The sequence below is a fragment of the Geodermatophilus tzadiensis genome, assembly GCF_003002915.1.
GTDB lineage: Bacteria > Actinomycetota > Actinomycetes > Mycobacteriales > Geodermatophilaceae > Geodermatophilus > Geodermatophilus tzadiensis.
Genome location: NZ_PVTG01000010.1, coordinates 78247 through 101181, shown reverse-complemented (window position 1 = coordinate 101181; position 22935 = coordinate 78247). Strand labels below are relative to the sequence as shown.

The 22935-nt window shown below is 77.6% G+C and carries 23 protein-coding genes, 2 tRNA genes and 1 other RNA gene; 8 read left to right on the top strand and 18 right to left on the bottom strand.

The window, feature by feature from the left end:
- Positions 1-173: 173 nt before the first annotated feature.
- From recR to ffs, 5 genes are all read right to left on the bottom strand, one after another.
- Positions 174-773, bottom strand: a complete 600-nt coding sequence (recR, locus tag LY71_RS13910; protein WP_106278492.1) for a recombination mediator RecR — start codon at positions 771-773, stop codon at positions 174-176.
- Positions 774-808: 35 nt separating this feature from the next.
- Positions 809-1183, bottom strand: coding sequence for a YbaB/EbfC family nucleoid-associated protein (locus LY71_RS13905; protein WP_106278490.1), 375 nt, complete (start codon positions 1181-1183; stop codon positions 809-811).
- A gap of 55 nt (positions 1184-1238) precedes the next feature.
- Positions 1239-3539 carry a DNA polymerase III subunit gamma and tau gene (locus LY71_RS13900; protein WP_106278488.1) on the bottom strand — a complete coding sequence of 767 codons (2301 nt, stop codon included), beginning with the start codon at positions 3537-3539 and terminating at the stop codon, positions 1239-1241.
- A gap of 56 nt (positions 3540-3595) precedes the next feature.
- A complete protein-coding gene (locus tag LY71_RS13895; protein ID WP_106278486.1) occupies positions 3596-4267 on the bottom strand; it encodes a YceI family protein in 672 nt (223 codons plus the stop codon).
- Between the two features lie 94 nt (positions 4268-4361).
- Positions 4362-4457, bottom strand: an RNA gene (ffs, locus tag LY71_RS13890) — signal recognition particle sRNA small type.
- A 189-nt stretch (positions 4458-4646) separates the two neighbouring features.
- Here ffs and LY71_RS13885 point away from each other — a divergent pair.
- Positions 4647-5618 (top strand): DMT family transporter, encoded by a 972-nt coding sequence (locus LY71_RS13885; protein WP_106278484.1) that lies wholly within the window; start codon positions 4647-4649, stop codon positions 5616-5618.
- A 45-nt stretch (positions 5619-5663) separates the two neighbouring features.
- On the opposite strand, the gene LY71_RS13880 is transcribed toward LY71_RS13885, so the two are convergent.
- Positions 5664-5748: transfer RNA gene (locus LY71_RS13880), tRNA-Ser, on the bottom strand.
- A gap of 222 nt (positions 5749-5970) precedes the next feature.
- Here LY71_RS13880 and LY71_RS13875 point away from each other — a divergent pair.
- Together LY71_RS13875 and LY71_RS13870 are read left to right on the top strand one after the other, a co-directional pair.
- Entirely contained in the window at positions 5971-6318 is a 348-nt protein-coding gene (locus LY71_RS13875; RefSeq protein ID WP_091109119.1) for a hypothetical protein, read from the top strand.
- A gap of 43 nt (positions 6319-6361) precedes the next feature.
- A complete protein-coding gene (locus tag LY71_RS13870) occupies positions 6362-8071 on the top strand; it encodes a serine/threonine-protein kinase (protein WP_106278482.1) in 1710 nt (569 codons plus the stop codon).
- Between the two features lie 64 nt (positions 8072-8135).
- Here LY71_RS13870 and LY71_RS13865 read toward each other — a convergent pair.
- From LY71_RS13865 to LY71_RS13845, 5 genes are all read right to left on the bottom strand, one after another.
- A tRNA-Ser gene (locus tag LY71_RS13865) sits at positions 8136-8223 on the bottom strand.
- A 10-nt stretch (positions 8224-8233) separates the two neighbouring features.
- On the bottom strand, positions 8234-8710 hold the full coding sequence (locus tag LY71_RS13860; protein WP_245887887.1) for a nucleoside deaminase: 477 nt from the start codon (positions 8708-8710) through the stop codon (positions 8234-8236).
- Positions 8707-9363: an HAD-IA family hydrolase gene (locus LY71_RS13855; protein ID WP_106278480.1), complete on the bottom strand. Its 657-nt coding sequence runs from the start codon at positions 9361-9363 to the stop codon at positions 8707-8709. Before LY71_RS13855 ends, LY71_RS13860 begins: the two co-directional genes overlap by 4 nt.
- Positions 9360-9866, bottom strand: coding sequence for a tRNA adenosine deaminase-associated protein (locus LY71_RS13850; RefSeq protein ID WP_106278479.1), 507 nt, complete (start codon positions 9864-9866; stop codon positions 9360-9362). The genes LY71_RS13855 and LY71_RS13850 overlap by 4 nt, the downstream gene beginning before the upstream one ends.
- The gene (locus tag LY71_RS13845) at positions 9863-10570 is read right to left on the bottom strand and encodes an O-methyltransferase (RefSeq protein WP_106278476.1); all 708 of its coding nucleotides are present in this window, start codon (positions 10568-10570) and stop codon (positions 9863-9865) included. Before LY71_RS13845 ends, LY71_RS13850 begins: the two co-directional genes overlap by 4 nt.
- On the opposite strand from LY71_RS13845, the gene LY71_RS13840 reads away from it, so the two are divergent.
- The 5 genes from LY71_RS13840 to LY71_RS13820 all read left to right on the top strand — a co-directional run bounded on the left by LY71_RS13840 (position 10569) and on the right by LY71_RS13820 (position 15041).
- Positions 10569-11009: a PaaI family thioesterase gene (locus LY71_RS13840; RefSeq protein WP_106278474.1), complete on the top strand. Its 441-nt coding sequence runs from the start codon at positions 10569-10571 to the stop codon at positions 11007-11009. The genes LY71_RS13845 and LY71_RS13840 overlap by 2 nt on opposite strands.
- Positions 11010-11017: 8 nt before the next feature.
- Positions 11018-11917: a prephenate dehydrogenase/arogenate dehydrogenase family protein gene (locus LY71_RS13835; RefSeq protein ID WP_245887886.1), complete on the top strand. Its 900-nt coding sequence runs from the start codon at positions 11018-11020 to the stop codon at positions 11915-11917.
- Between the two features lie 36 nt (positions 11918-11953).
- Positions 11954-12187: a DUF2630 family protein gene (locus LY71_RS13830; RefSeq protein ID WP_106278470.1), complete on the top strand. Its 234-nt coding sequence runs from the start codon at positions 11954-11956 to the stop codon at positions 12185-12187.
- A gap of 121 nt (positions 12188-12308) precedes the next feature.
- Positions 12309-13286 (top strand): UDP-glucuronic acid decarboxylase family protein, encoded by a 978-nt coding sequence (locus LY71_RS13825; RefSeq protein ID WP_106278468.1) that lies wholly within the window; start codon positions 12309-12311, stop codon positions 13284-13286.
- Positions 13287-13406: 120 nt separating this feature from the next.
- Positions 13407-15041: a VWA domain-containing protein gene (locus tag LY71_RS13820; RefSeq protein ID WP_106278466.1), complete on the top strand. Its 1635-nt coding sequence runs from the start codon at positions 13407-13409 to the stop codon at positions 15039-15041.
- A gap of 66 nt (positions 15042-15107) precedes the next feature.
- Here LY71_RS13820 and LY71_RS13815 read toward each other — a convergent pair whose 3' ends face one another.
- The 7 genes from LY71_RS13815 to LY71_RS13785 are packed head-to-tail and all read right to left on the bottom strand — an operon-like array spanning position 15108 to position 22934.
- Positions 15108-16058, bottom strand: a complete 951-nt coding sequence (locus LY71_RS13815; RefSeq protein WP_106278464.1) for a glycosyltransferase family 9 protein — start codon at positions 16056-16058, stop codon at positions 15108-15110.
- Complete coding sequence (gene rfaE2 / locus LY71_RS13810; RefSeq protein WP_106278462.1) at positions 16055-17491, bottom strand: D-glycero-beta-D-manno-heptose 1-phosphate adenylyltransferase; 1437 nt, start codon at positions 17489-17491, stop codon at positions 16055-16057. Before rfaE2 ends, LY71_RS13815 begins: the two co-directional genes overlap by 4 nt.
- A complete protein-coding gene (locus LY71_RS13805; protein ID WP_106278460.1) occupies positions 17488-18153 on the bottom strand; it encodes a D-sedoheptulose-7-phosphate isomerase in 666 nt (221 codons plus the stop codon). The genes rfaE2 and LY71_RS13805 overlap by 4 nt, the downstream gene beginning before the upstream one ends.
- A gap of 20 nt (positions 18154-18173) precedes the next feature.
- On the bottom strand, positions 18174-19418 hold the full coding sequence (locus LY71_RS13800) for a glycosyltransferase (RefSeq protein WP_106278458.1): 1245 nt from the start codon (positions 19416-19418) through the stop codon (positions 18174-18176).
- Positions 19415-20395, bottom strand: coding sequence for a glycosyltransferase (locus tag LY71_RS13795; protein ID WP_106278456.1), 981 nt, complete (start codon positions 20393-20395; stop codon positions 19415-19417). The genes LY71_RS13800 and LY71_RS13795 overlap by 4 nt, the downstream gene beginning before the upstream one ends.
- The gene (locus LY71_RS13790; RefSeq protein WP_106278682.1) at positions 20392-21471 is read right to left on the bottom strand and encodes a glycosyltransferase family 9 protein; all 1080 of its coding nucleotides are present in this window, start codon (positions 21469-21471) and stop codon (positions 20392-20394) included. The genes LY71_RS13795 and LY71_RS13790 overlap by 4 nt, the downstream gene beginning before the upstream one ends.
- The gene (locus LY71_RS13785; RefSeq protein WP_245887885.1) at positions 21468-22934 is read right to left on the bottom strand and encodes an HAD-IIIA family hydrolase; all 1467 of its coding nucleotides are present in this window, start codon (positions 22932-22934) and stop codon (positions 21468-21470) included. Before LY71_RS13785 ends, LY71_RS13790 begins: the two co-directional genes overlap by 4 nt.
- Position 22935: the final 1 nt, after the last annotated feature.

Here is a 22935-nt window from a genome sequence, read left to right as displayed (position 1 = left end):
AGCAAGGCGAGGGGATGGAACGGCTCCCTCGCAGGGACCCGCCCCGAGCGGAGTGACGTGCTGGAACGGCCCCGCTGCAGGGCCCCGACGCGAGCCAGTGAGGGGATGGGACGGCCCCCTCGCAGGGGCCCGCCCCGAGCGGAGCGAGGGGTGGGGGGCGAGGGGGTCCTTACTCAGGCGTCGATGCGGCGGCGGCCCTCGAACGCCCGGCCCAGCGTGATCTCGTCGGCGTACTCCAGGTCGCCGCCCACCGGCAGGCCGCTGGCCAGCCGGGACACCGCCAGCCCGAGGGGGCCGACCAGCCGGGCGAGGTAGGCCGCCGTCGCCTCGCCCTCGAGGTTGGGGTCGGTGGCGATGATCAGCTCGGTCACCGCGCCGTCCATCAGCCGGGTCATCAGCTCCTTGACCCGCAGGTCGTCGGGGCCGACGCCCTCGATGGGGCTGATCGCGCCGCCGAGCACGTGGTAGCGACCGCGGAACTCGCGGGTGCGCTCGATCGCCACGACGTCCTTGGGCTCCTCGACCACGCAGATGACGTCGTCGGAGCGGCGCGGGTCGCGGCAGATCCGGCACTGCTCGGCCTCGGCGACGTTGTAGCAGGTCACGCAGAAGCGGACCTCGGCCTGCACGCGCTGCAGGGCGGCGACGAGCCGGCCGACGTCGGCGGACTCGGCGGCCAGCAGGTGGAAGGCGATGCGCTGGGCGCTCTTCGGCCCGACGCCGGGCAGGCGGCCGAGCTCGTCGATGAGGTCCTGGACGGCCCCCTCGTACACGGTGCTCCTCGAGAAGTCGGGTGGGCGGGCGCCGGTCAGGCGCCGGGCAGCCCGGGGACGCCGCCGGCGCCGGGCAGGCCGCCACCGGGCAGGCCACCGCCCAGGCCGCCGGCCAGCGGGCCCATGCGGTCGGCGGTCAGCTCGCTCGCCAGGCGGGAGGCGTCCCGGACCGCGGCGACGACCAGGTCCTGCAGCGTCTCCAGGTCGTCGGGGTCGACGGCGGCCGGCGCGATGGTGACGGCGGCCAGCTCGCCGTCGCCGGTCATCGTGGCGGTGACCAGACCCCCACCGGCCGAGCCGGTGACCTCCTCGGCGGCCAGCTGCTCCTGCGCGGCGGCCAGCGCCTGCTGCATCTGCTGGGCCTGCTGGAGGATCGCCTGCAGGTCGGGCTGGCCACCACCGGGGAACATGCGTCGAGCGTAGGCCGCCGCACCGACATCCGGGGGACGGCGGCCCGGTGGCGGGTCAGGAGTCGACCGGCCGGGCGCCGAGCTGGGCCCGCAGCAGCGCCAGGGCGGCCTGCTCCGGGTCGACCGCCGGCACGTGCTCCCGCTCGCCGTCGGCGGTGGTCTCCGCGGCCCGCTCGGCGAGGAGCTCCCGCGCTTCGGCGGCCTCGGCGGCGCGGGCGGCCTCGCGGGCCACCTCCGGCGTCACCCCGCCGCCGCGGCTGCCGCCGGTGCCGGCCGCCCCCTCGACGACCGCCTCGACCTTCCAGCGCACCCCGAGCAGCTCGTTGAGCGCCTCGCGGAGGACGTCCTTGTTGAGGTCGTCGCCGATCCGGCGGGCGAGCGCGGGCGAGGCCGTGGACAGCGTGAGCACGCCGGCGCGCAGCTCGTGCACCTGGGCGTTCTTCAGCAGCGCCTCGGTGGTGCGCTTGTGCCGCTTGACGACGGCGAGCAGCTCGGGCCACACCCGCCGCACGTCGCTGGTGGTCAGCGCGCCGTCGCCCCCGGCGCCACCCGCGGCGGCACCCTCGGGGTCGGCCGACACCACCGGCGTCGGCTCCCCGCCGCGCGGGGCGGGCGTGGACTCCGCGGCCGCCCGCGGGGGCGAGGCCGGCGGGCGCGGCTGGGCCACCCGGTCCGCGGCGGCGCGGGCGGCGGCCGGCTGGGCGGCGTGCGGCCAGTCCTCGTCGTCGGTGGGCTCGGGCGGCAGCGGGATGTCCGGCTCGCCGGTGGCCACCCGCGCGCCGGCACGGGCCGCCGGCGCCGGGGGCGTCGCCGGACGGCCGGCCCCCGACCCTGGCGGGGTGGTCTCGGGCCAGTCGTCGTCCGCGGCGGGGGCCGGCTGCGCCGGTCGGGGCGCCGCGGAGCCGGGCGCGGTCGTCTCGGGCCAGTCGTCACCGGCGGAAGCGGCCGCGGCAGCCGGAGCCGGGGCGGCCGGTGCCGGCTGGGGAGCCGGGGCCCGCTGGGGGGCCGGGGCCTGCTGGGGGGCCTGCTGGGGAGCCGGCGCCGAGGTGCGCTGCGACGGGCGGACGTACTCCCGCCGGGACGGGCCGCCGCGCTCGGCGGGGGCGGGGTCCTCCCGCGCGGGGGCGGGCCGGGCCGGCTCGCGGACCGGCGGGACGTCCGCGGGGACGTCGGCGACCGCGCCGCCGCCACCGGCGATCGACAGCCGCCGCTCCAGTCGCTCGAGGCGCTGCAGCGTCGCGGCGGCGGAGTCGTCGGTGGCCGGCAGCAGCATCCGGGCGCAGACCAGCTCGAGGAGCAGCCGGGGCGCCGTCGTCCCGCGCATCTCGGTGAGGCCCTCGTGCACGGTGTCGGCCATCCGCGACAGCGTCGCCGAGCCCAGCGCGCGGGCCTGCTGGCTCATCAGGTCCAGCCGGTCGGGCGGGCAGTCGAGCAGCCCGTTGCCGCCGGCGTCGGGGACGGCGTCGAGCACGATGAGGTCACGGAGCCGGTCGAGCAGGTCGGTGGCGAACCGGCGCGGGTCGTGGCCGGCCTCGACGACCCGGTCCACGGCACGGAAGACGCCCGGTGCGTCGGAGGCGGCCAGCGCGTCGATGGCCTCGTCGAGCAGCGCGTCGTCGGTGACGCCGAGCAGGCCCACGGCGCCGGCGTAGGTGACGCCCTCGGGCCCGGCGCCGGCCAGCAGCTGGTCGAGGATCGACAGGGAGTCGCGCACCGACCCGCCGCCGGCCCGCACCACCAGCGGGAAGACCGTGGGCTCGACCTGCACGCCCTCGGCGGCGCAGGTCTTCTCCAGCAGCCCGCGCAGCGTCGTCGGCGGGACCAGCCGGAACGGGTAGTGGTGGGTGCGCGAGCGGATGGTGGGGAGCACCTTGTCCGGCTCCGTCGTCGCGAAGACGAACACCAGGAACTCCGGCGGCTCCTCGACCACCTTGAGCAGGGCGTTGAAGCCCTGCGTGGTCACCATGTGCGCCTCGTCGACGATGTAGACCTTGTAGCGGCTGCTCACCGGGGCGAAGAACGCCCGCTCGCGCAGGTCGCGGGCGTCGTCGACACCGCCGTGGCTGGCCGCGTCGATCTCGATGACGTCGAGCGACCCGGGGCCGTCGGGCGCCAGCGCGACGCAGGACGCGCACACTCCGCACGGGGTCGACGTCGGGCCCTGCTCGCAGTTCAGCGAGCGGGCCAGGATCCGCGCCGAGGACGTCTTGCCGCAGCCGCGCGGGCCGCTGAAGAGGTAGGCGTGGTTGATCCGGCCGCCGTCGACGGCGTTGACCAGCGGGGAGGTCACGTGCTCCTGGCCGACCACCTCGGCGAAGGTCGCCGGGCGGTACTTCCGGTAGAGCGCCAGAGCCACGCGGCGAGGTTACGTGCCCGGGGTGACGTCCCGGCAGCACCCGGACGCCGGACGCGTCACTGCGCCAGCCGGAGCAGGAACTCCACCTGGCCGCGGTCCTCGACCCGGACGAAGCCCAGGTCCGGCGGGGTGATGCCGAAGTCGGCGAAGACCACCGGGACGGCGCCGGAGACCTCGACGCCCTCGGCCGTGCGGACGACGGCCAGCTCGGTCCGCACCGGCCGCGTCGTGTCGCGCAGGGTGAGCTCGCCGGTCACCGGGACGGTCACCGGCGTGCCGGTCAGCTCGGGCAGGTCGACCGGACCCTGGACGGCGAACGTCGCGGTGGGCCAGGTGCCGACCTCCATGACGCCGTCGCGGAAGTAGCCGTCCCGCTGCCCGACGTCGGTGCGGATGCCGGCGACGTCGACCGTGACCTCGGCCGTGGCCAGGTCCCCGCCCTCGACGACGACCGAGCCGGTCACCTGGTCGGTGGTGCCGGCCACGGTCACGTTCGCGCCGTTGAGCACCTCGTCGACGCGGTACCCGGCCGACGAGCCGGGGCCGACGGTCCACGTGCCGTCGGTGTCGGCGGCCAGCTCGACGTCGGAGGGCTGGGCCTGCACGGTCGGGGCGGCCGCGGCGTCCTCCTGGAACGCGGCGTACACCAGCGGGCCGAGGACCAGGCCGAGCACGAGCAGCGTGACGGCGCCCCCGACGACCCACCACACGCGACGACGACGGGCCACGGCGGGCTCCTCTCCTTGACGTTTCAAGCACAGGGTGCCGTGCCGTCGTCGTCGGAGGGAAGCCGGGCGGCGGGTCGCCGACCGTCCGGGGGAAAGAAGGGACCCCCCGCGCACCCGCCAGAGCCCGCTTATCCTTGCTGCCTTCCGGCCCTGGGGAGGTTCACAGGGTGACGCCACACGAGGGGTCTGCGCACCACTGTAGAGGACGCCGGCCAGTAGGCTCCGGCCCCATGACGCCCCGGCGCGCCCTCGTCCTGCCCCCGCCCCGCTCCTGACCCGGAGCACCGCGGGCTGAGACCCGCGGCCGGCGCGCCCGCCGGCCGCCGCTGCGCCGTGCTCCGGACCGCCTCCCCGTCCGGCACCAGCGCCCAGGAGCGTCATGTCCACCGCCTCGTCCCCCTCCTCGTCCCCCGCCGTCCGCCGCCGGTCCTCCGCGGCCGACCGCGGCTTCCTGCTCGTCGTCCTCGCCTCGCTGTGCTGGGGCACCGCGGGCCTGTCCGGCCGCGTCGTCGCCGACCGCAGCGGCCTGTCCGCCCTCGACATCGCCTGGTACCGCCTCGCCATCGGCGCGGTGGCCCTGCTGGCGGCCTGGGCGGTGGGCGGCCGGCGCTGCGGTCCGGCCGTCCGGGTGACCCGCCCGGTCGCCGTCCGCCTGGTCCTCATCGGCGCCGGGCTGGCCGCCTACCAGCTCGCCTTCTTCTCCGCGGTCGCCCTGGCCGGCGTGAGCATCGCCACGCTGGTCGCCCTCGGCGTGGCGCCGCTGCTCGTCGCCGTCGGCGGCGCGCTGCTCGGGCACGGCCGGCCCAGCCGCGCGACCCTCCTCGTGCTCGGCGTCGCCCTCGTCGGGCTCACCCTGCTCGTCGGCGTCTCCGCGGGCGCCGACACCGGGACGACGGTGCTGCTCGGCGCACTCACGGCCACCGGCTCGGCGCTGGGCTACGCCGTCGTCACGCTGTCCGGGGGCGGGGTGCCGGCCGGCACCCCGGTCACCCTCGTCGGGTTCGTGCTCGGGGCGCTGCTGCTGACGCCGGTCGTCCTCGCCGAGGGGCTGACCGTCCCGACCGACGGGGTGGCGCTGGCCGTGCTGCTCTACCTCGGGCTGGTGCCCAGCGCGCTGGCCTACGGCCTGTTCTTCACCGGGGTGCGCAGCGTGCCGGGTGCGGTGGTGTCGATCGTCACGCTGCTCGAGCCGCTGACGGCGACCGTCCTGGCCACGGTGTTCCTCGGTGAGCGCCTGGCGCCGGCCGCCGCCGCCGGGGGGCTGCTGCTGCTGGCCGCCGTCTCGGGGCTCTACCTGCGCGAGCTGGGCGGCCGGGGCCGGGGCCGGGCGGTCGAGGCGACGGGGGCCTGAACGGCGATGGGCCCCGGCTGCCTGCCGGGGCCCGTCGCCGACGTGCGGAGGATGGGAGATTCGAACTCCCGAGGGGTTGCCCCCAACCCGCTTTCCAAGCGAGCGCCATAGGCCACTAGGCGAATCCTCCCGTGCCCGCCGATGGTAGCGGACCGTCGTCCGGGGCCCGGCGGACACCGCGTGCCGCCCCGGGTGGTCCGCGCGCCCGGCACGGGGCAGGCTGGACCCCTCACGGGAGTGTGCGACGACCCCGCGCCGTCCCGTCGGACGTCAGCGAGGGCGTCCACACCGCACGCCTCACCGAGGCGACGACACACGCAGCTGGTCCCGGGGCGAGGAGGAGGCAGGACGGATGAGCGATCCGGGGCAGGTCAGACCGGAGGTCGTGGCGGCCATCGTGGCCGTCCTGCACGGCGCCGACCCCGCCGGGCTGCCGCCCTCGGCGACCCGCGAGGAGAAGGCGGCGGCCAAGGACCGCTACCTCTCGGAGTTCGTGGCCGAGCGCAGCAAGCGCGACCGCCAGGCACAGGCGTGGGAGCTGCTGCTCACCCGCAGCTACGACGAGCCGCCCACCTGGGAGCGGCTCTTCGACGACCTGGCGCCCGACGCGGTGGCCGAGCTCGGCGAGCTGTACGACGCGCTTCCCTCCGGCGCGCAGGAGGAGTACGCCCGCCGCTACGGCGTCCCCAGTTCGGTCTGACCTGCAGGTTCGACCGGACCGCTCCCGGGGGTAAGGCGCTCCGGTGACCACCACCGCCCCGGGCCGCCTCGTCGCGGCCCGCTACCGGCTGCTCACGCAGATCGGCGGCGGCGGTCAGGGTTCGGTCTGGCTCGGCCGCGACGAGCTGCTCGGCCGGCAGATCGCCGTCAAGCAGATCCTGCTGCCGGCGGGCACCAGCCCCGGCCTCGGCGACGAGCAGCGGCAGCGCGCCCTGCGGGAGGGGCGCATCGCCGCCCGGCTCAGCCACCCGCACGCCATCACCGTCTACGACGTCGTGCTCGAGGACGGCATCCCGTACCTGGTCATGGAGTACCTGCCCTCGCGCAGCCTGGCCGCGGTGCTCACCCAGGAGGGCGTGCTGCGGCACGACCAGGTCGCCCAGATCGGCGCCCAGCTGGCCGACGCGCTGGCCGCCGTGCACGCGGCGGGGATCGTGCACCGCGACGTCAAGCCGGGCAACGTGCTCATCGGCGAGGGCCCGCGCGTCCAGGGCCTGGTGAAGATCACCGACTTCGGCATCTCGCACGCCGCGGGCGACGTCACGCTCACGCAGACCGGCCAGATCACCGGGACGCCGGCCTTCCTGGCGCCCGAGGTCGCGCAGGGCGTGGAGATGTCCGCGGCCAGCGACGTGTTCTCGCTCGGCGCGACGCTCTACACCTGCCTGGAGGGCCAGCCGCCGTTCGGGATGGACGACAACGCGCTGCGCCTGCTGCACAAGGTGGCCGGCGGGGAGGTCCGGCCGCCGCGGCGGGCGGGGTCGCTGACCCGGCCGCTGACCCGGATGCTCGCCGCCGACCCGGCGGCCCGGCCGGGCATGACCGAGGTGCGCGACGAGCTGGCCAAGCTCGCCGCCGGCCGCGACGGCGACACGACGACGGTGCTGCTGGCGCGCACGGACCTGCGGCCGGGACCCACGGAGGCCGCGCGCCCCGACGCGACGGCGACGCCCGGGGCCCCCCTGCCGCCGGTCTCCCCGCCCACGCCCGCCGGCCCGCCCGTGCCGATGGCCCAGCCCGAGCCCTCGACCGAGGCCGGGACCGCGCCCCGGGGCGACACCCGCACCGACCTGCCCGCCGCCGGACCGGCGCCGGCCGAGCGCTCCGGCCCGCTGGTCGGCCCCCGGCCGCGCCGGCGCCGTCCGCGGCTGGTGGCGCTGCTCGCCCTGGTGGCCCTGGCGATCGCCGGCGTGCTGGCGTGGGCGGGCCTGCGCGACGACGGCGCCGACCCGCAGGCCGGCGCGGGGACCTCGTCGTCCGCGGCGCCCTCGGCGACCGGTGGCGCGACGGGTGAGGCGAGCGACGGGGCCCCGGCGGACACCGCCGGGCCGGAGACCCCGTCGCCGTCGGCGGAGCAGACCTCCGCCGAGGCGAGCTCGGAGTCCCCCGCGCCGACCGCGACGTCCGCGGCCGCCGACCCGGCGACGGCGGCGCAGCAGACGCTGGAGCAGTACTACGAGCTGCTGCCCGGCGACACCGCCGGGGCCTACGAGCTCACCGGCCCGACACTGCGGTCGCGGGCGAGCTACGACTACTACGCGGACTTCTTCGGCCGCTGGTCGGAGGTCGACCTGCTCGACGTGCGCGACGTCAGCGACCAGGGCGACACCGTCACCGCCACCACCGACGTCGAGTTCCTCAACCCCGGGGAGCGGCGGGTGGAGACGCACGCGGTGACCTTCGTCCGCGGCGAGGACGGCCGGCTGCTCATCGACCTCGACGTCGTCGCCTGAGCGGCACCGGGCCCGGACACGACGACGGCGGCGCCCCGGGTGGGGCGCCGCCGTCGGGTCCTGCTGGCGGTGGCGGTGGGATTTGAACCCACGGAGGCTTGCACCTCACACGCTTTCGAGGCGTGCTCCTTCGGCCGCTCGGACACGCCACCGCCGGAGAGACTACAGGCCCCGCCTGGCGCGGAAGAAGGCGCGTAGGAGGGTCGCGCTCTCCTCGGCCCGCACCCCCGCGGTGACCTGCGGCCGGTGGTTGAGCCGGCGGTCGCGGACGACGTCCCACAGCGACCCGACGGCGCCGGCCTTCGGGTCGTCGGCGCCGTAGACCACGCGCGCCACCCGGGCCAGCACGCTCGCACCGGCGCACATCGTGCACGGCTCGAGGGTCACCACCAGCGTGCAGCCGGTCAGCCGCCAGCCGTCGCCGTGCACCCGGGCGGCGGCGCGCAGCGCCAGCACCTCGGCGTGCGCGGTGGGGTCGCCGGTGCGCTCGCGCTCGTTGGCCGCCTCGGCCAGCACGGTCCCGGCGGGGCCGAGGACGACGGCGCCGATGGGCGTGTCGCCCCACCCCTGCGCCGCGGCCGCCAGCTCCAGCGCCCGGGCCATCGCGGCGTCGACGGCGTCGTCGGCCGGCCTGGTCACGCCCGCGCGCCGGCCAGCGGGACGCCGGTCAGCGCGGACAGCTCGGCCAGCGCGTCGGCCGGGTCGACGACCTTGACCGTGTGCATGCCCAGCGCGCGGGCCGGCTTGAGGTTGATGCCCAGGTCGTCGAGGTAGGCGCAGTCGGCGAAGGCGAGCTCGCGGCCCACCGCCTCCGACAGCCGGGCCAGCGCCCGCCGGTAGATCTCCGGCTCGGGCTTGCGCACGCCCTCGACCGAGGACTCGACGACGGCGTCGAACAGGTCGAGCAGCTCGGCCAGCCGCCCGGTGCGCTCCATCGGCGCGACGTTGTTCGACAGCATCCCCAGCGGCAGGCCCGCGGCGCGCAGCGCCCGCACCGCCGCCACCATCTCCGGGCGGAGCTCGCCGTGCAGCGCGGCGAGCACCCGCCGGGCGTCCACGCGGTGCCCGGCGGCCAGCGCCTCGGCCTCGAAGGTGTCGACGAACCCCTCGACGTCGAGCTCGTTGCGCTCGTAGCGCGCCCAGGCGTTGGTGTCGGGGTCGGTGCTGTTGAGCCGGCGGATGAGCCCCTCGGGCAGCCCCGCCTCGCGCTCGTAGGCGGCGAAGGCGAGCATCGGGCTCTCGGTGATCACGCCGCCGAGGTCGAAGACGACGGCGCGCACGGTCGCGGTCACGCCCGCACCGCCGCGGCCAGCTCGTCGGCGAAGCCCAACCGGGCGGCGATGCGGGCGACCATCTCGTCGGCCCACAGGTCGTCGGCGGTCACGATCGGCCGCAGCTGGTCGGCGGGCAGGCCGTCGTCGGCGAACACGTCGAGGTCCCCTCCCGGCCAGCCCGTCTCGTCGTCGTCGAAGGCGCCGTCCTCGTCGACGGCGATGCCGTAGCGCTCCACCACCTCGGCGCCGAGCACCCACTCCTGCATGGTGGCGTCGGAGATCAGCGCCCGGACCATCCCGCCCGGGCCGTGCCGCAGCACCACGAAGTACAGCCGCGAGTCGACGACCACGACGAACGGCGGCGGCCACTCCCCCGTGCCCGGCTCGCCCAGCGCCCGCTCCAGCACCGGCAGCTCGTCACCGGCGTCGGCGGCCAGCAGCTCCACCCGCCAGCGGCCGTCCGGGCGGCCGACCCGCACCGCCCAGCTCGACGGCGCCGCGGCCGCGTCGGCGGCGCTCACCGGACCCGCAGCACGGTCAGGCCGTCGGCCAGCGGCAGCAGCACCGTCTCGAACCGCGGGTCGGTGGCCAGCGCGGCGTTGAGCGCGACCAGCGCCCGGTCGTCGTCGCTCTGCGGGTCGAGCACCCGGCCGCTGCGCAGCGTGTTGTCCAGCAGCACCACCCCGTTCGGCCGCATCCGGGGGTGCAGCTCGTCGACGTAGGCGGGGTAGCCGGTCTTGTCCGCGTCGACGAAGGCCAGGTCGAAGACCGGTTCGGCGGGCAGCGCCCGCAGCTGCTCGAGCGCCTCGCCCAGCCGCAGCTCGACGCGGTCGGCGACGCCGGCCCGCGCCCAGTACCGGCGGGCGACGGCGGTCCACTCCTCGCTGCGGTCCAGGCACAGCAGGCTGCCGTCCTCGGGGAGGCCGCGGGCGATGCACAGCGCCGAGAACCCGGTGAAGGTGCCGATCTCGATCGCGCGGCGGACGCCGAGGGCACGGGTGAGCAGCTGCATGAGCACGCCCTGCTCGGCGGCGATCTGGAAGGTGGCCGGCGCCTGCCCGCGCTCGGCCAGGGCGGCGGTCTCGGCCACCAGGTCCGCGGCCACCTCGTCGAGGGGCGCGGAGCTGGCCCGGACGTAGTCGCCGAGCTCGGGGGTGAGCAGGAACGACCGCGGCGTCACGTCGGGGACCAGGGGCGCGGGGAGCACGGCATAGCCTCCGATCATGGCCGATCCCGCACCGGACGACGGAGCCGACGTCGACCCCGCCCTCCTCGCCCGGCTCGCCGCCGACCCGCTGGCGGTCCACCTGGGCATCGAGCTGGAGCAGGTCCGGCCCGGGTACGCCCGGGCGTCGATGACGGTGGGCCCGCACCTGCTCAACGCCGTCGGGACCGCGCACGGCGGCGCGACGATGGCGCTGCTCGACGTCGTGCACGCCGCGGTGAGCAACAGCCACGGCACGGTCGCGGTGGCCCAGGACGTGCACACGGAGTTCCTGCACCCCGGCCGGCCCGGCGAGCGGCTGGTCGCCGAGGGCACCGAGCTGCACCGCAGCAGCCGCACCGCCGTCTACCGGATCGACGCCCGCGGCGAGGACGGCCGGCTGGTGGGCACCGCGCTGGCCCGGGTCTTCCGCACCGACCGCCCCTGGGGGACGGTGTGACCCTGCCGGTGCCCACGACGGCCGCGCCGCCGGTCGGGATCGTCGGCCTCGGCCAGCTGGGCGGATCGCTGGCCGCGGCGCTGGTGGCCGCCGGGCGCGAGGTCCGCGGGTGGGACGTCGACCCGGCGGCGCGCGAGGCGGCGGCCGCGCGCGGCGTGGCGGTCACCCGGGGGCTCGCCGGTGTCGTCGTCCTCGCCGTCCCGCTGCCGGCGATGGCCACCGCCCTCGACGGCGTCGACGTCGACCCGGCCGCCACGGTCACCGACCTGGGCTCGGTGAAGGGCCCGGTGCTGGCCTCCGTCGGCGCGGCGCTGGGCAGCCGCTTCGTCGGCGGCCACCCGATGTGCGGCACCGAGCGGTCCGGTCACGAGGCCACCGACCCCGGCCTGTTCCGGGGCGCGCGCTGGGCGTTGTGCCTGGAGCCGGGCACCGAGCTGCCGCGCTGGCTCCGCGCGGCCGAGGTGGCCCTGGCCGCGGGCGCCGAGGTGGTGCCGGTGACCGCCGCCGAGCACGACGACGCGGTGGCCGCCGTCAGCCACGTGCCGCACCTGCTCGCCGCGGCGCTGGCCGCGGCGGCCGGCGAGGCGGGGCCGCTCGCGCTGGCGCTGGCGGCCGGGAGCTTCCGTGACGGCACCCGCGTGATCGGCAGCGACCCCGCGTTCGTCACCGCGATGGTCGAGGGCAACGCCGGGCCGACGGCCGCCGCGCTCGACCGCGTGCGGGCGCAGCTGGCGCGGCCCTGGCCCGAGCTGGTCGCCGCCGGGCACGCGGTGCGCACCGCCGTCCCGGGCCGGCGGACCGTCCGGGTGCCCCTGGACCGGGCGGCGCTGCTCGCGCTGGGCCGGGCCGGGGGCGCCGTCACCCGCCGGCTGGCCGCCTTCGTCGAGGGCTGGGTGCCCGGGCCCTGACCGTTTCGCCTCCGCTGCGCCGGGCAGGGACCGGTCATGGACGACAGCGAGATCCGCAGCCGCATCGACGCGCTGGTCGAGGAGGAGCACCGGCTCCGGGACGGCGGGGACCACACCGAGGAGCAGCGCGCCCGTCTCCGGCAGATCGAGGAGGAGCGGGACCAGCTCTGGGACCTCATCCGCCAGCGGGACGCCAAGCGGCAGTACGACGAGGACCCCGACAGCGCCGAGGTGCGCCCGAGGTCCGAGGTCGAGGGCTACCTGCAGTAGTCGGGTCCCTCTCGCGGCTCCCTGCACGGTGGACACTCAGCTCCCGAAGTGTCGGGAGTTGATCTCCGGGTAGGGCAGCGGGGGGCCCTGCGGAGGGGACGGCCAGAGGACGGGAGCAGCGATGGTGCACGCGGCGCGGACGATCCGGCGGGCGGTGGTGACCGGCGGCGCCGGGTTCCTCGGCTCGCACCTGTGCGAGCAGCTGCTCGACCGGGGCGTCGAGGTGGTGTGCCTGGACAACTTCCTCACCGGGTCGCCCGAGAACGTCGTCCACCTCCTGGAGCACCCCGGGTTCCGGCTGGTGCGCTGCGACGTCACCGACTACGTGCACGTGCCCGGCGACGTCGACCTGGTGCTGCACTTCGCCTCCCCGGCCAGTCCGCTGGACTACCTGCGGATGCCGATCGAGACGCTCAAGGTCGGCAGCCTCGGCACGCTGCACACCCTCGGCCTGGCGCACGAGAAGGGCGCCCGGTACGTGCTGGCGTCGACCTCGGAGGTCTACGGCGACCCGCTGGAGCACCCGCAGCGCGAGGAGTACTGGGGCAACGTCAACCCGGTGGGCCCCCGCGGCGTCTACGACGAGGCCAAGCGCTTCAGCGAGGCGATGACGACGGCCTACCGCACGTCCAAGGGCACCGACACCGGCATCGTGCGGATCTTCAACACCTACGGCCCGCGGATGCGCCCCGACGACGGCCGCGCCATCCCCGCGTTCGTCGGGCAGGCGCTGTCGGGCAAGCCGCTGACCGTGGCCGGCGACGGCTCGCAGACGCGCTCCATCTGCTACGTCGACGACACGGTGCGCGGCATCCTGGCCCTGGCGTTCTCCGACCAGCCCGGGCCGGTGAACGTCGGCAACCCCGACGAGCTGTCCATGCTGCGGCTGGCGCAGTGGATCGTGGAGCTGACCGGGTCGTCGTCGCCGATCTCGTTCGTCGACCTGCCGGTCGACGACCCCAAGGTGCGCCGTCCGGACACCACCCGCGCCGAGCAGCTGCTCGGCTGGCGGCCGACGGTGCCCTCCGAGGAGGGCCTGCGCCGGACCGTCGCCTGGTTCGCCGCGCAGCGCCGGACGGCGGCCCTGCGGGCGAGCTGACCCCCGCGCCCGCGGACCGCGGGGTCCTCCTCCCGCGCGGCAGCGGGACCCGGATCGCCTCTACCCTGGTGCCCGGCGTCGTGGGCACGCCTGATGACCGGACACTCACGGAGAGCGATCATGGGCCGCCACGCCGACACCACCTCCGCGCGCCGACTGCCGGCCCGCCCCACGCCCGTCGCCCTCGTCGTCGCCCTGGTCGTGGTCGCGCTGGTCGCCGGCGGTCTGGTGTGGTGGCTGGCCGGGTCCGGCGGGGGCTGCGACGAGACGCGCACCGTCCGGGTCACCGTCGCCCCGGAGCTCGCCCCGGTCGCGCAGGACCTGCTCGCCGAGCCCCAGGACCTCGGCGACGGCACCTGCGCCGGCGCCGAGGTGACCGCGCAGGAGCCGCTGCAGACCGTCGGCGACCTGCAGGCGCTCGAGGCCGCGGCGCTGCCGCAGGTGTGGGTGCCCGACAGCTCGCTGTGGACCGTCCGGGCGGCCGACGCCGACCTGGAGTCGTCGGGCTCGATGGCCACCTCGCCGGTGGTCCTGGGCACCAGCCGGGCGGCCGTCGACGAGCTCGGCTGGGGCGCCGAGCCGCCGTCCTGGGCCGAGGCGCTCAGCGGCGTCCGCCCGGTCGCGGTGCCCGACCTCGCCGAGAGCGCCGAGGGGCTGTCCGCGCTCGCCGCGCTGCGCACCTCCCTCGGCGGCGACGAGTCCGCCGACAACGCCGTCGTCCAGGCGGTGCTGGCCGCCCGACGCGGCCCCTCCGTCAGCCCCGCCGACGCGCTGGAGGCGGCGGGGTCGGGCGCGGCCGACGCGCCGCTGGTGCCGGTGAGCGAGCAGGAGGTGGTCGCCACCACCCGGGAGGCGGCCGACTCGCAGCTCGTGCCGGTCTACCCCTCGGAGGGGTCGCCGCGGCTGGACTACCCGGTCCTGCGCGTCGGGGGCCCGTCGGAGGAGGAGCGCTCGGCCGTGGACGCCGTCGTCCGGACACTGACCTCGGCGACCGCGCGCACCGCCGTCCTGGGTGCCGGGTTCCGCGACGCGGAGGGCACCGCACCCACCGACGCCGGCGAGTCCGTGCCGCAGGAGGCGCCCGAGGCCGTGGAGGTCGACGCCGAGCAGGTGCAGGGGCTGCTCACCGAGCTGTCCAGCCTGGCCGCGCCGTCGCGGATCCTCACCGTCTTCGACATCTCGACCTCCATGGAGGCGCCCGCGGGCGACGGCACCCGGGCCACCCTGGCCCGCGACGCCGCCAAGAGCACGCTCACGCTGGTGCCGGGCAACTTCGCGCTCGGCCTGTGGTTCTTCGCCCACGAGCTGGAGGAGGACCGGGACTGGACCGAGGCGGTGCCCACGCGGGCGCTGGAGTCGGAGGTCGAGGGCAGCAGCCAGCGCGACCTGCTCGACGCCGAGCTCGACACCATCCCCGACCGGCTGAGCCCCGGGGGCACCGGCCTGTACGACACCACGCTGGACGCGGTCCGCGCGGCCCGCTCGGACTTCGACCCGACCGCGGTGAACAGCGTGCTCGTGGTCACCGACGGCACCAACGACGACGACGGCACCTCGCTGGACGCGCTGCTGCAGACCCTGCAGGACGAGGCCGACCCCGAGCGGCCGGTGAAGGTCATCGGTGTCGCGCTCGGCCCGGACGCTGACATCGCGGCGCTGGAGCGGATCGCGGAGGCCACCGGCGGCGCGGCGTACTCGGCGGTCGACCCGACCGACTTCCAGGGCGTCCTCTTCGACGCCCTCCGGCAGCGCTGAGCGTCGTCCTCCCGCACCGCAGCGCGTCCGACCCGACGTCCCACGGTCGGGTCGGACGCGCCACGATCAGGTCACCTGATCGTGGCCGCCGCGCGCCAGGAGGTCCTCCAGCGCCCCGGTGACCTCGTCGACGGGAATCCGCGCCAGGGCCGGGTCCAGCCCGGTGCCCCACGGGTCGCCGGTGCCGTCGCCGTGCCAGAGGACGACGTGCTGCCCGCGCGGCGGCGGCCCCCACAGCGCCGGGGACACCGGCCCGAAGAGCACCACCGACGGGCGGCGGTAGGCGCTCGCCAGGTGCGCGACGCCGGTGTCGCCGCTGACGACCACCCGCGCCGCGGCGACGGTGGCGGCCAGCTCGAGGGTGGTGGTGCGGCCGGCGAGCACCGCCTCCTCCCCCAGCCCGGCGTCCTCGGCCACGGCGAGCGCCAGGTCGCGCTCGGCCGGCCCGCCGGTGACGCGGACGTCGTGCCCGGCGCCGGCCAGCCACCGGGCGACGGCGGCGAACCGCTCGGGCGGCCAGCGCCGGCCGGGGAAGGCGGCGCCGGGGTGCACCAGCGCGGCCCCGGTCACCGGCGGGGGCACGGCCGGGACGGCGAGGTCGAGGGCGTCGGGGTCGGCGTCGACGCCCAGACCCTCGGACACCAGCCGGCACCAGCGCCGCACCTCGTGCTCGTCGGGGTACCAGGTCGGGCCGGGGTAGCCGGGGCTGGCGAAGGTCAGCAGCCGCTGCGGGTGCAGGTCGGCCACGACGACGTGCGAGGCCGGCCCCTTGCCGTGCAGGTCGACGGCGAGCTCCGGCGGCGGCCCGGACCAGTCCAGCGGCTCGAGCTCGCGCGCGGGCAGCACCTCGTCGACGGCGTCGACCAGCCCGGCCAGCGGCGCGAGCGCGGTCGTCGTCGCCAGCACCAGCCGGTGGTCGGGCACCGCCGCCCGCACCGCCCGGATCGCCGGGACCCCGGTGAGCAGGTCCCCCAGCCCCAGCGGCCGCAGCACGACCGCCGTCGGCCGTGCACTCACGGCCCCGTTCCGGGTCCCGCGCTGAGCTTGCGAAGCGTGGGGAGAACGGGGTCCTTGCTGCGGGAACGCTGGACCAGGGCGGTGGTCGAGTGGCCGTCGAGGTACGGCAGCACGACGGCCTGGCCGCCCCACCGCCGCAGCACCGCGGTCTCGGGCAGGTCGGCGCCGGCGTAGTCGCCGCCCTTGGCCCAGACGTCGGGCCGCAGCCGGTCGAGCACCTGCGCCGGGGTGTCCTCCTCGAACACCACGACGGCGTCGACGAACTCCAGCGCCTCCAGCACACGCGCCCGGTCGGTGGCGGTGACCAGCGGCCGCGAGGGGCCCTTGAGCCGGCGCACGGAGTCGTCGGAGTTGATGCACACGACCAGGCAGTCGCCCAGCCCGCGGGCGGCGCGCAGCGTGGCCACGTGCCCGGGGTGCAGCAGGTCGAAGCAGCCCCCGGTGGCCACCACGGTGCCCCCGGCGCCGCGCACGCGGGCCAGCAGCGCCGACACCCCGTCCTCGGCGGCCAGGTCCGGCTCCCGCTCCGCCGGGGCGTCCCACGCCGAGGCCCCCCCCGCGGCGACGAAGCGCCCGGCGAAGGCGACGGCGGCCGCCACCGCCTCCCCGGTCACCGCGCCGTCGGCCAGGGTCAGCGCGGCCGCGGCGGCGAAGGAGTCACCGGCGCCGCACGGGTCGCCGCCGGTGACCGGCACCGCGGGCACCACCATGGGCGCGCCCTCGCCGTAGGACAGCAGCGCGCCCCGGGCGCCCAGGGTGACCGCGACCGCGCCGACGCCCCAGTGCCGGATCAGCGCCTCGGCCCGGGCGCCCACGGCGGCCAGGCCGTCGCCGTCGGCGGGCACGCCGGCGCCGGCGGCCACCCGGGCGGCCTCGGCGCCGTTCGGGGTCACCAGCCGCACGGTGGGCAGCGGGTCGGCGCCGCGCGGGTGCGGGTCCCAGACCACCGGGCCGCCGGCCTCACCGAGCAGCTCGCGGACGCCCGCGTCGGCGGTGGTGCCGCGGCCGTAGTCGGCGACGAGCACCGCGGCGGCACCGCGGACGGCCTCCCGCGCCTCGTCCGGGAGCTCGCCGAGGACCACGGTGGGCGAGCCGCTGTCCAGGCGCACCACCGAGTGGTCGCCCACGCGCACCCGCCGCTTGACCGCCGTGCCGCCGGTGGCCGGGACGGCGACCAGCCGCACCCGCCCGGCCAGCAGCGCCCGCAGCCGCGCCGCGCCCTCGTCGTCGGCCAGCGGGGCCACCAGCACGACCTCGCGGTCGGTGGCCTGCGCGGCGACGACCGCGGCCAGCGCCGCGCCGCCGGGGCGCTCGCGGGTCTCCAGGTCCTCGACCACGGGCACCGGCGCGTCGGGCGTGAGCCGCGACGCGGTGCCGACCAGGTCGACGTCGAGCAGCGCGTCGCCGACGACGACCAGCGGTCCGGCGCTCACTGCACCACCCCGATCCGGCTGACCGGCACCCGCGCGGGCTCGGCGAGCACCGCGGCGTCGAAGGCGGCGCACAGCAGGTGCAGGGCGACCAGGTGGCACTCCTGCACGGTCGCCGTCCACGGCGAGTCGATGCAGACCGCCTCGTCGGAGGCCGCCGCCAGCGGGTTGGGCGCCGGCCCGGTGATCGACAGGACGGTGATGCCGCACTCGCGGGCGCGCCGGGCCGCGGCGACGGCGTTGGGCGAGCGGCCCGACGTCGACAGCAGCACCAGCACGTCGCCGGCCCGGCCGTGCGCCTCGACCTGGCGGGCGAACAGCTCGTCGGCCGGGTAGTCGTTGGCGATCGCCGTCAGCGACGAGGTCTCCGCCGTCAGGCAGATGGCCGAGAACGGCGGCCGGTCGGCGCGGTAGCGGCCCACCAGCTCGGCGGTGAGGTGCTGCGCCTGGGCGGCGCTGCCCCCGTTGCCCGCCGCGAGCAGCCGCCCGCGCGTCTCCCCGCACAGCACGTCGGCCAGCAGCGCGCCCCAGCGGTCGAGCGTGTCGACCGAGGCGTCGAGGCTGCGCAGCGCCGCCGTCAGGGACGCGACGTGGTCGCGGCCGGTGAGGTGCGTGCAGGAGTCCGGCGTGACGACCTCGCCGGCGGAATGGGGGGCGACACTCATCGGGCGACCTCCAGGGGCGCTCATCGGACGGCCTCGACGGGACGCCGGGTGGACAGGACCTGCCGGTAGACGGCCTCGGTGTCGGCGGCCACGCGGGCCCACCGGTAGCGGGCGCGGGCCCGCCGGACGCCGGCCGCGCCGTACGCGGCGCGGCGGGCGTCGTCGGCCAGCAGCGCGGCGAGCACCGCGCCGAGCCGCTCGGGGTCCCGGGGCGGGACGAGGTCGCCGGTGACGCCGTCGGCCACGGAGTCCTGCAGCCCGCCGACGGCGGTGGCCACCACCGGGCGGCCGCAGGCCATGGCCTCCAGCGGGGTGATGCCGAACGGCTCGTACCAGGGCACCGCGAGGACGACGTCGGCCGAGCGCACCCAGGCGGGCACGTCGGCCCGGCCCACCGACCCGGCGAAGCACACCCGGTCGGCCACCCCGACCTCGGCGGCGACGGCGCGCAGCCGGCGCACCTCGGGGTCGGCGTCCACCGCGCCCGGCGGTGGGCCGCCGACGACGACCAGCTCGGCGTCCGGGACGGCGGCCAGCGCGCGGACGGCGTCCTCCTGACCCTTGCGCTCGACCAGCCGGCCGAGCACCAGCAGCCGCGGCCGGCCGGTGCGCGGCGCCACCGGCCCGCGCGGGCTGAACACGGCGGTGTCCACGCCGCACGGCACGATCGAGACGCGGTCGCGGGACAGGCCCAGCCGGCGCAGCTCGAAGACCTCGTCGCTGCAGGTGGCCACGACGTGGCCCACCGCGCGGCACAGCTCCCGCTCGAGCGCCACGCGCTGCGGCGGCGAGGTGTCGGCGTCGCCCTGGTGGCGGCGCTTGACCGAGCCGAGCGCGTGGAAGGTCTGCAGCACCGGCACCGGCGTGAGCAGGCTGCCGGCCGCCTCGACCGCGGCCAGCCCGCTCATCCAGAAGTGCGCGTGCACGACGTCGGGCGGTGCGACGGCCCAGCGGGCGCGCAGCCCGGCGGCCAGCGCCGGAACGTGCGCCAGCAGGTCGTCCTTGGGCAGCGGTTCGGCCGGCCCGGCGGTCACGTGGCTGACCACGTAGCCGTCGTCGGTGGCCACCTCGTCCGGGAGGCCGGGGTCGTCGCGGCGGGTGTGCACGGTGACCTCGTGGCCGCGCGCCGCCAGGCCCGCGGCGAGCGCCGCGACGTGCACGTTCTGCCCGCCGGCGTCCACGCCGCCGATCGCGGCCAGCGGCGAGGCGTGCTCGCTGACCAGGTCGACGCGCAGCGGTCCGCCGGTGCGCCGGTGCGTCCTCATCTCGTCACCTCTCCCAGAAGGCGGTCCCAGTCGGAGAGGAACCGGGGGAGCCCGTAGCGCTCCAGCGCGGCGGCCCGCGCCGCCTTGCCGGCCAGCCGGGCGGCGTCCTCGTCGTGCAGGTAGGTGCGGACGGCGTCCCAGAGCACCTCGGGACGGGTGGAGAGCACGCCGGCGGACGCCGGCACCGCCTCGACCACCTCGGTGGCGGCCAGGGCGACCACGGGCATGCCCAGGTGCATCGCCTCCAGCAGCGACAGCCCGAGGGAGGTCCAGCGCACCGGGTGCACGTACACGCGGCGACGGGCCAGCTCGGCGTGCATCGCGGCCTGCGGCGGGTCGTCGAACAGCGCGACCCGGCCGGGGTCGAGGCCGTAGCGCTCGTGCAGCCCGGCCAGGCCCATGCCGAACACGTCGACCGGCGCCGCCTCCGCCAGCCCGGGCAGCAGGTCGGCGCCGACCGTGCGGCCGCGGCGGACCGGCTCGTTGGTGACGACGGCGGCGCGGGCCAGCTCGCCCGTCCAGCGCTCGCCGGGGTCGACGATGCCGTGCTCGATGACGGTCGTCGGCGCCCGGCCGTTGTCGTAGAAGAGCCGGTTGAAGTGGGTGACGTGCGCGATGGGGACGTCGTCGCGGTCGGCCAACGGGTGCCGGGTGTACGGCACCGGCGCGGCGCCGTCCTCCAGGCCGGGGGCGTTGTGCTCGAGGAACACCGCGGGCAGGTCGCGGCCGGGCTCGCGGCCGAGCCACTCGCGCACCAGCTCCAGGTCGCGCACCCGCTGCAGCACGACGACGTCGACGTCCTCGTCGCGCAGCTGCTCCGGCGTCACCTCGCGGGCCGACGGAGGCCAGTCCCACGTGCGCGCCCGACCCAGCCCGTCGGGACCCCGGCCGGGCACCACGGGCAGCAGGTACTCGTGCCCGCCCTGGACGAACGCCGTCGTCCAGGAGCCGTGCACGTGCCAGACGAGGACCTTCACGTCGTCACCAGCTTCTCCACCGCGGCGACCACGTCGTCCGCCGTCACCGAGGTCAGACAGGGGTGGCCGGGCACCGGGCACTCGCGCGCCCGGGTGAGCCGGCAGGGGGCGTCCTGGTCGCCGAGCAGCACGGTCGGCACACCGTAGGGCGCCCACCGCGCGGCCGGCACCACCGGGCTGAACAGCGAGACGACCGGGGTGCCGACGGCGGCGGCCAGGTGCGCCGGGCCGGTGTTGCCGACGACGACGGCCGCCGCGCCGTCGAGCAGCGCGGCCGTCTCCGCCAGCGTCGTGGCGCCGCCGAGGTCGACGCCGCGGGCGCCGGCGACGGCGGCGGTCAGCGCCCGCTCCCCCGGGCCGCCGGTGACCAGCACCCGGTGGCCGGCGTCGGCGAGCGCCTCGACCGCCTCGGCGCAGCGCTGCGCCGGCCAGGCGCGGGCCGGGACGCTCGCGCCGGGGTGCAGCACCACGTAGCCGGGCGCCAGCGCCTCCGCGAGATCTGCACACCGGTGGCCTCCAGGGACCCCGAAGCCGCGAGTGTGCAGATCTCGCGCGTCCACGGGGGGCAGCGGGCGGCGCACCGCCAGCCGGCCGTCGTCGCCGTCGGGGAGGTCGAAGCCGGCCGCGCGGGCGAGCGACAGCGCCCGCTCCGGTTCCGGCCGGTCGTCGTCGGTGCGGTGGCGGACGTCGAGCAGCGAGCCCGGGTAGTCGACGCTGGTCGCGCTGATCCGCGGCACGCCGGCCGCGCGCAGCAGCAACGCCAGCGGCAGCGGCGACTGGTGGAACGACGTGCTGACGACGGCCTCGTCGGGCGTCAGCGCGCGCACCCGGTCGGTGAGCGCGGTGAGGTCGGCGGCGTCGACCGGCGGCGGGTCGCCGAGGATCCACGGGCAGGCCCACGTCCAGACCTCGTCGACGCCCGGCAGCAGCGCGGCCGCCTCGGCACCGGCCGGGCCGGCCAGGAACACGACCCGGTCGGCGGCGGCGGCCACCGCGCGGACCAGCGGTCCCTGCAGCAGCACGTCACCGGCGTTGTCGAGCCGGGCGACGAGGACGGTTCCCCGGCGCCCGGTCACCACCGGCCCGCCAGGACGTCGTCGACCGCGGCGGTCAGGGTGGCGGCCACCCGGGGTGCGGCGGCGACCTCCTGCTTCCGCGTCACCGGCGTCGGCACCAGGACGCCGCTCGCGCCGGCGGCCGCGGCGGCCTCGACGTCGGCCCCGATGTCGCCGATGACGACGGTCCGCGCCGGGTCCACCCCGAGCCCGGCGCACGCGGCCTCCACCATGCCGGGCGCGGGCTTCCGGCAGGAGCAGCCGTCGTCGGGGCCGTGCGGGCAGACCTGCACCGTCTCGAACGGGCCGAGCAGCTCGTCGAGGCGGGCCATGCAGGCGTCGACCTGCTCGCGGGTGATGATCCCGCGGGCCACGCCGGACTGGTTGCTCACCACCCCCACCCGCACGCCCCGGGCGCGCAGCGCGTCGACCGCCTCCCGCGCGCCGGGCACCGGCCGCACCAGCTCGGGGTCGCCGTTGTACGGGTAGTCGCGCACCAGCGTGCCGTCGCGGTCGAAGAGCACCAGGTCGGGCAGGCCGCGCCACGGCGTCACCCGGCGGTGCCGCACGACGCCGCGCAGCCAGTGCCAGGTGGCCAGCGGCGGGATGGCGGCGCTGGTGAGCGCCATGGTGGCGACCTCCGCGCGGTCGCGGGGGCCGGGCGCGATCCGCGCCGCGGCGAACTCCGCGGTGCCGGCCGCCCAGGCCAGGGCGGCGGCGAGCGCCGCGCGGGGTCGGCGCGCCGCGGCCAGGCCGAGGGCGGTCACGGCGGCCGCGGTGACGGCGAGGTGCTGCGGACGGCGGCCGAGCGCGGCATCGGCCCGCTCCCGCCAGTCCGGGCCGTGCAGCCGGCGCATGAGGACGTCGTCGGCGTTGCCGGCCTGCACGCGGACGCTGACCCAGCGGTCGGTGGGCCGCACCGGGTGGGTGATCCAGCGCTGCCCGCGCACCAGCCGGCCGCCGGTGTCCATCACGCGCAGCGCCAGGTCGGAGTCCTCGCGGAAGGCGCGGGGGAAGCGCTCGTCGAACCCGCCGACGGCGGCCAGCGCGGCGCGGCGGTAGGCCAGGTCGGCGGTGATCCACGAGCTGGTGGCCAGGCCCGCGGTGCCGCGCTCCCAGTCGGTGGGCCGGCGGTCGGCCGGCAGCGGCACCCGGACCCGGCCCTGGCTGCCGGCGACGTCGGCGGGCAGGCCGGTCAGGTCCTCGTCCAGCCGCTGGTACCAGTCGGGGTCGGGGACGACGTCGTCGTCGAGGAAGGCGACCCACGGGGTGCGCGCGACCCGCCAGCCGAGGTTGCGCGCGCGGGCGGGCCCGCCGCCCCCGGTGCGGACGAGGCGGACCGGGGGCAACCCCGGCCGCTCGACCGCCAGCGGGGGCCCCTCGGGGCGGTCGTCGACCACGACGAGCGCGGCCGGGCGGGGGCCGGGTGCGGCGGCGAGGGCGTCGAGGAGCACGTCGAGCGACGGCCGACCGATGGTCGGCACG

Bases quoted from the DNA above. Each gene is read 5' to 3' on its own strand.
- LY71_RS13825 (WP_106278468.1), top strand. From the start codon at position 12,309: ATGGTGCACGCGGCGCGGACGATCCGGCGGGCGGTGGTGACCGGCGGC.
- LY71_RS13830 (WP_106278470.1), top strand. From the start codon at position 11,954: ATGGACGACAGCGAGATCCGCAGCCGCATCGACGCGCTGGTCGAGGAG.
- LY71_RS13800 (WP_106278458.1), bottom strand. From the start codon at position 19,418: ATGAGGACGCACCGGCGCACCGGCGGACCGCTGCGCGTCGACCTGGTC.
- LY71_RS13845 (WP_106278476.1), bottom strand. From the start codon at position 10,570: ATGATCGGAGGCTATGCCGTGCTCCCCGCGCCCCTGGTCCCCGACGTG.
- LY71_RS13905 (WP_106278490.1), bottom strand. From the start codon at position 1,183: ATGTTCCCCGGTGGTGGCCAGCCCGACCTGCAGGCGATCCTCCAGCAG.
- LY71_RS13805 (WP_106278460.1), bottom strand. From the start codon at position 18,153: ATGAGTGTCGCCCCCCATTCCGCCGGCGAGGTCGTCACGCCGGACTCC.
- LY71_RS13885 (WP_106278484.1), top strand. From the start codon at position 4,647: ATGTCCACCGCCTCGTCCCCCTCCTCGTCCCCCGCCGTCCGCCGCCGG.
- LY71_RS13875 (WP_091109119.1), top strand. From the start codon at position 5,971: ATGAGCGATCCGGGGCAGGTCAGACCGGAGGTCGTGGCGGCCATCGTG.
- LY71_RS13820 (WP_106278466.1), top strand. From the start codon at position 13,407: ATGGGCCGCCACGCCGACACCACCTCCGCGCGCCGACTGCCGGCCCGC.
- LY71_RS13840 (WP_106278474.1), top strand. From the start codon at position 10,569: ATGGCCGATCCCGCACCGGACGACGGAGCCGACGTCGACCCCGCCCTC.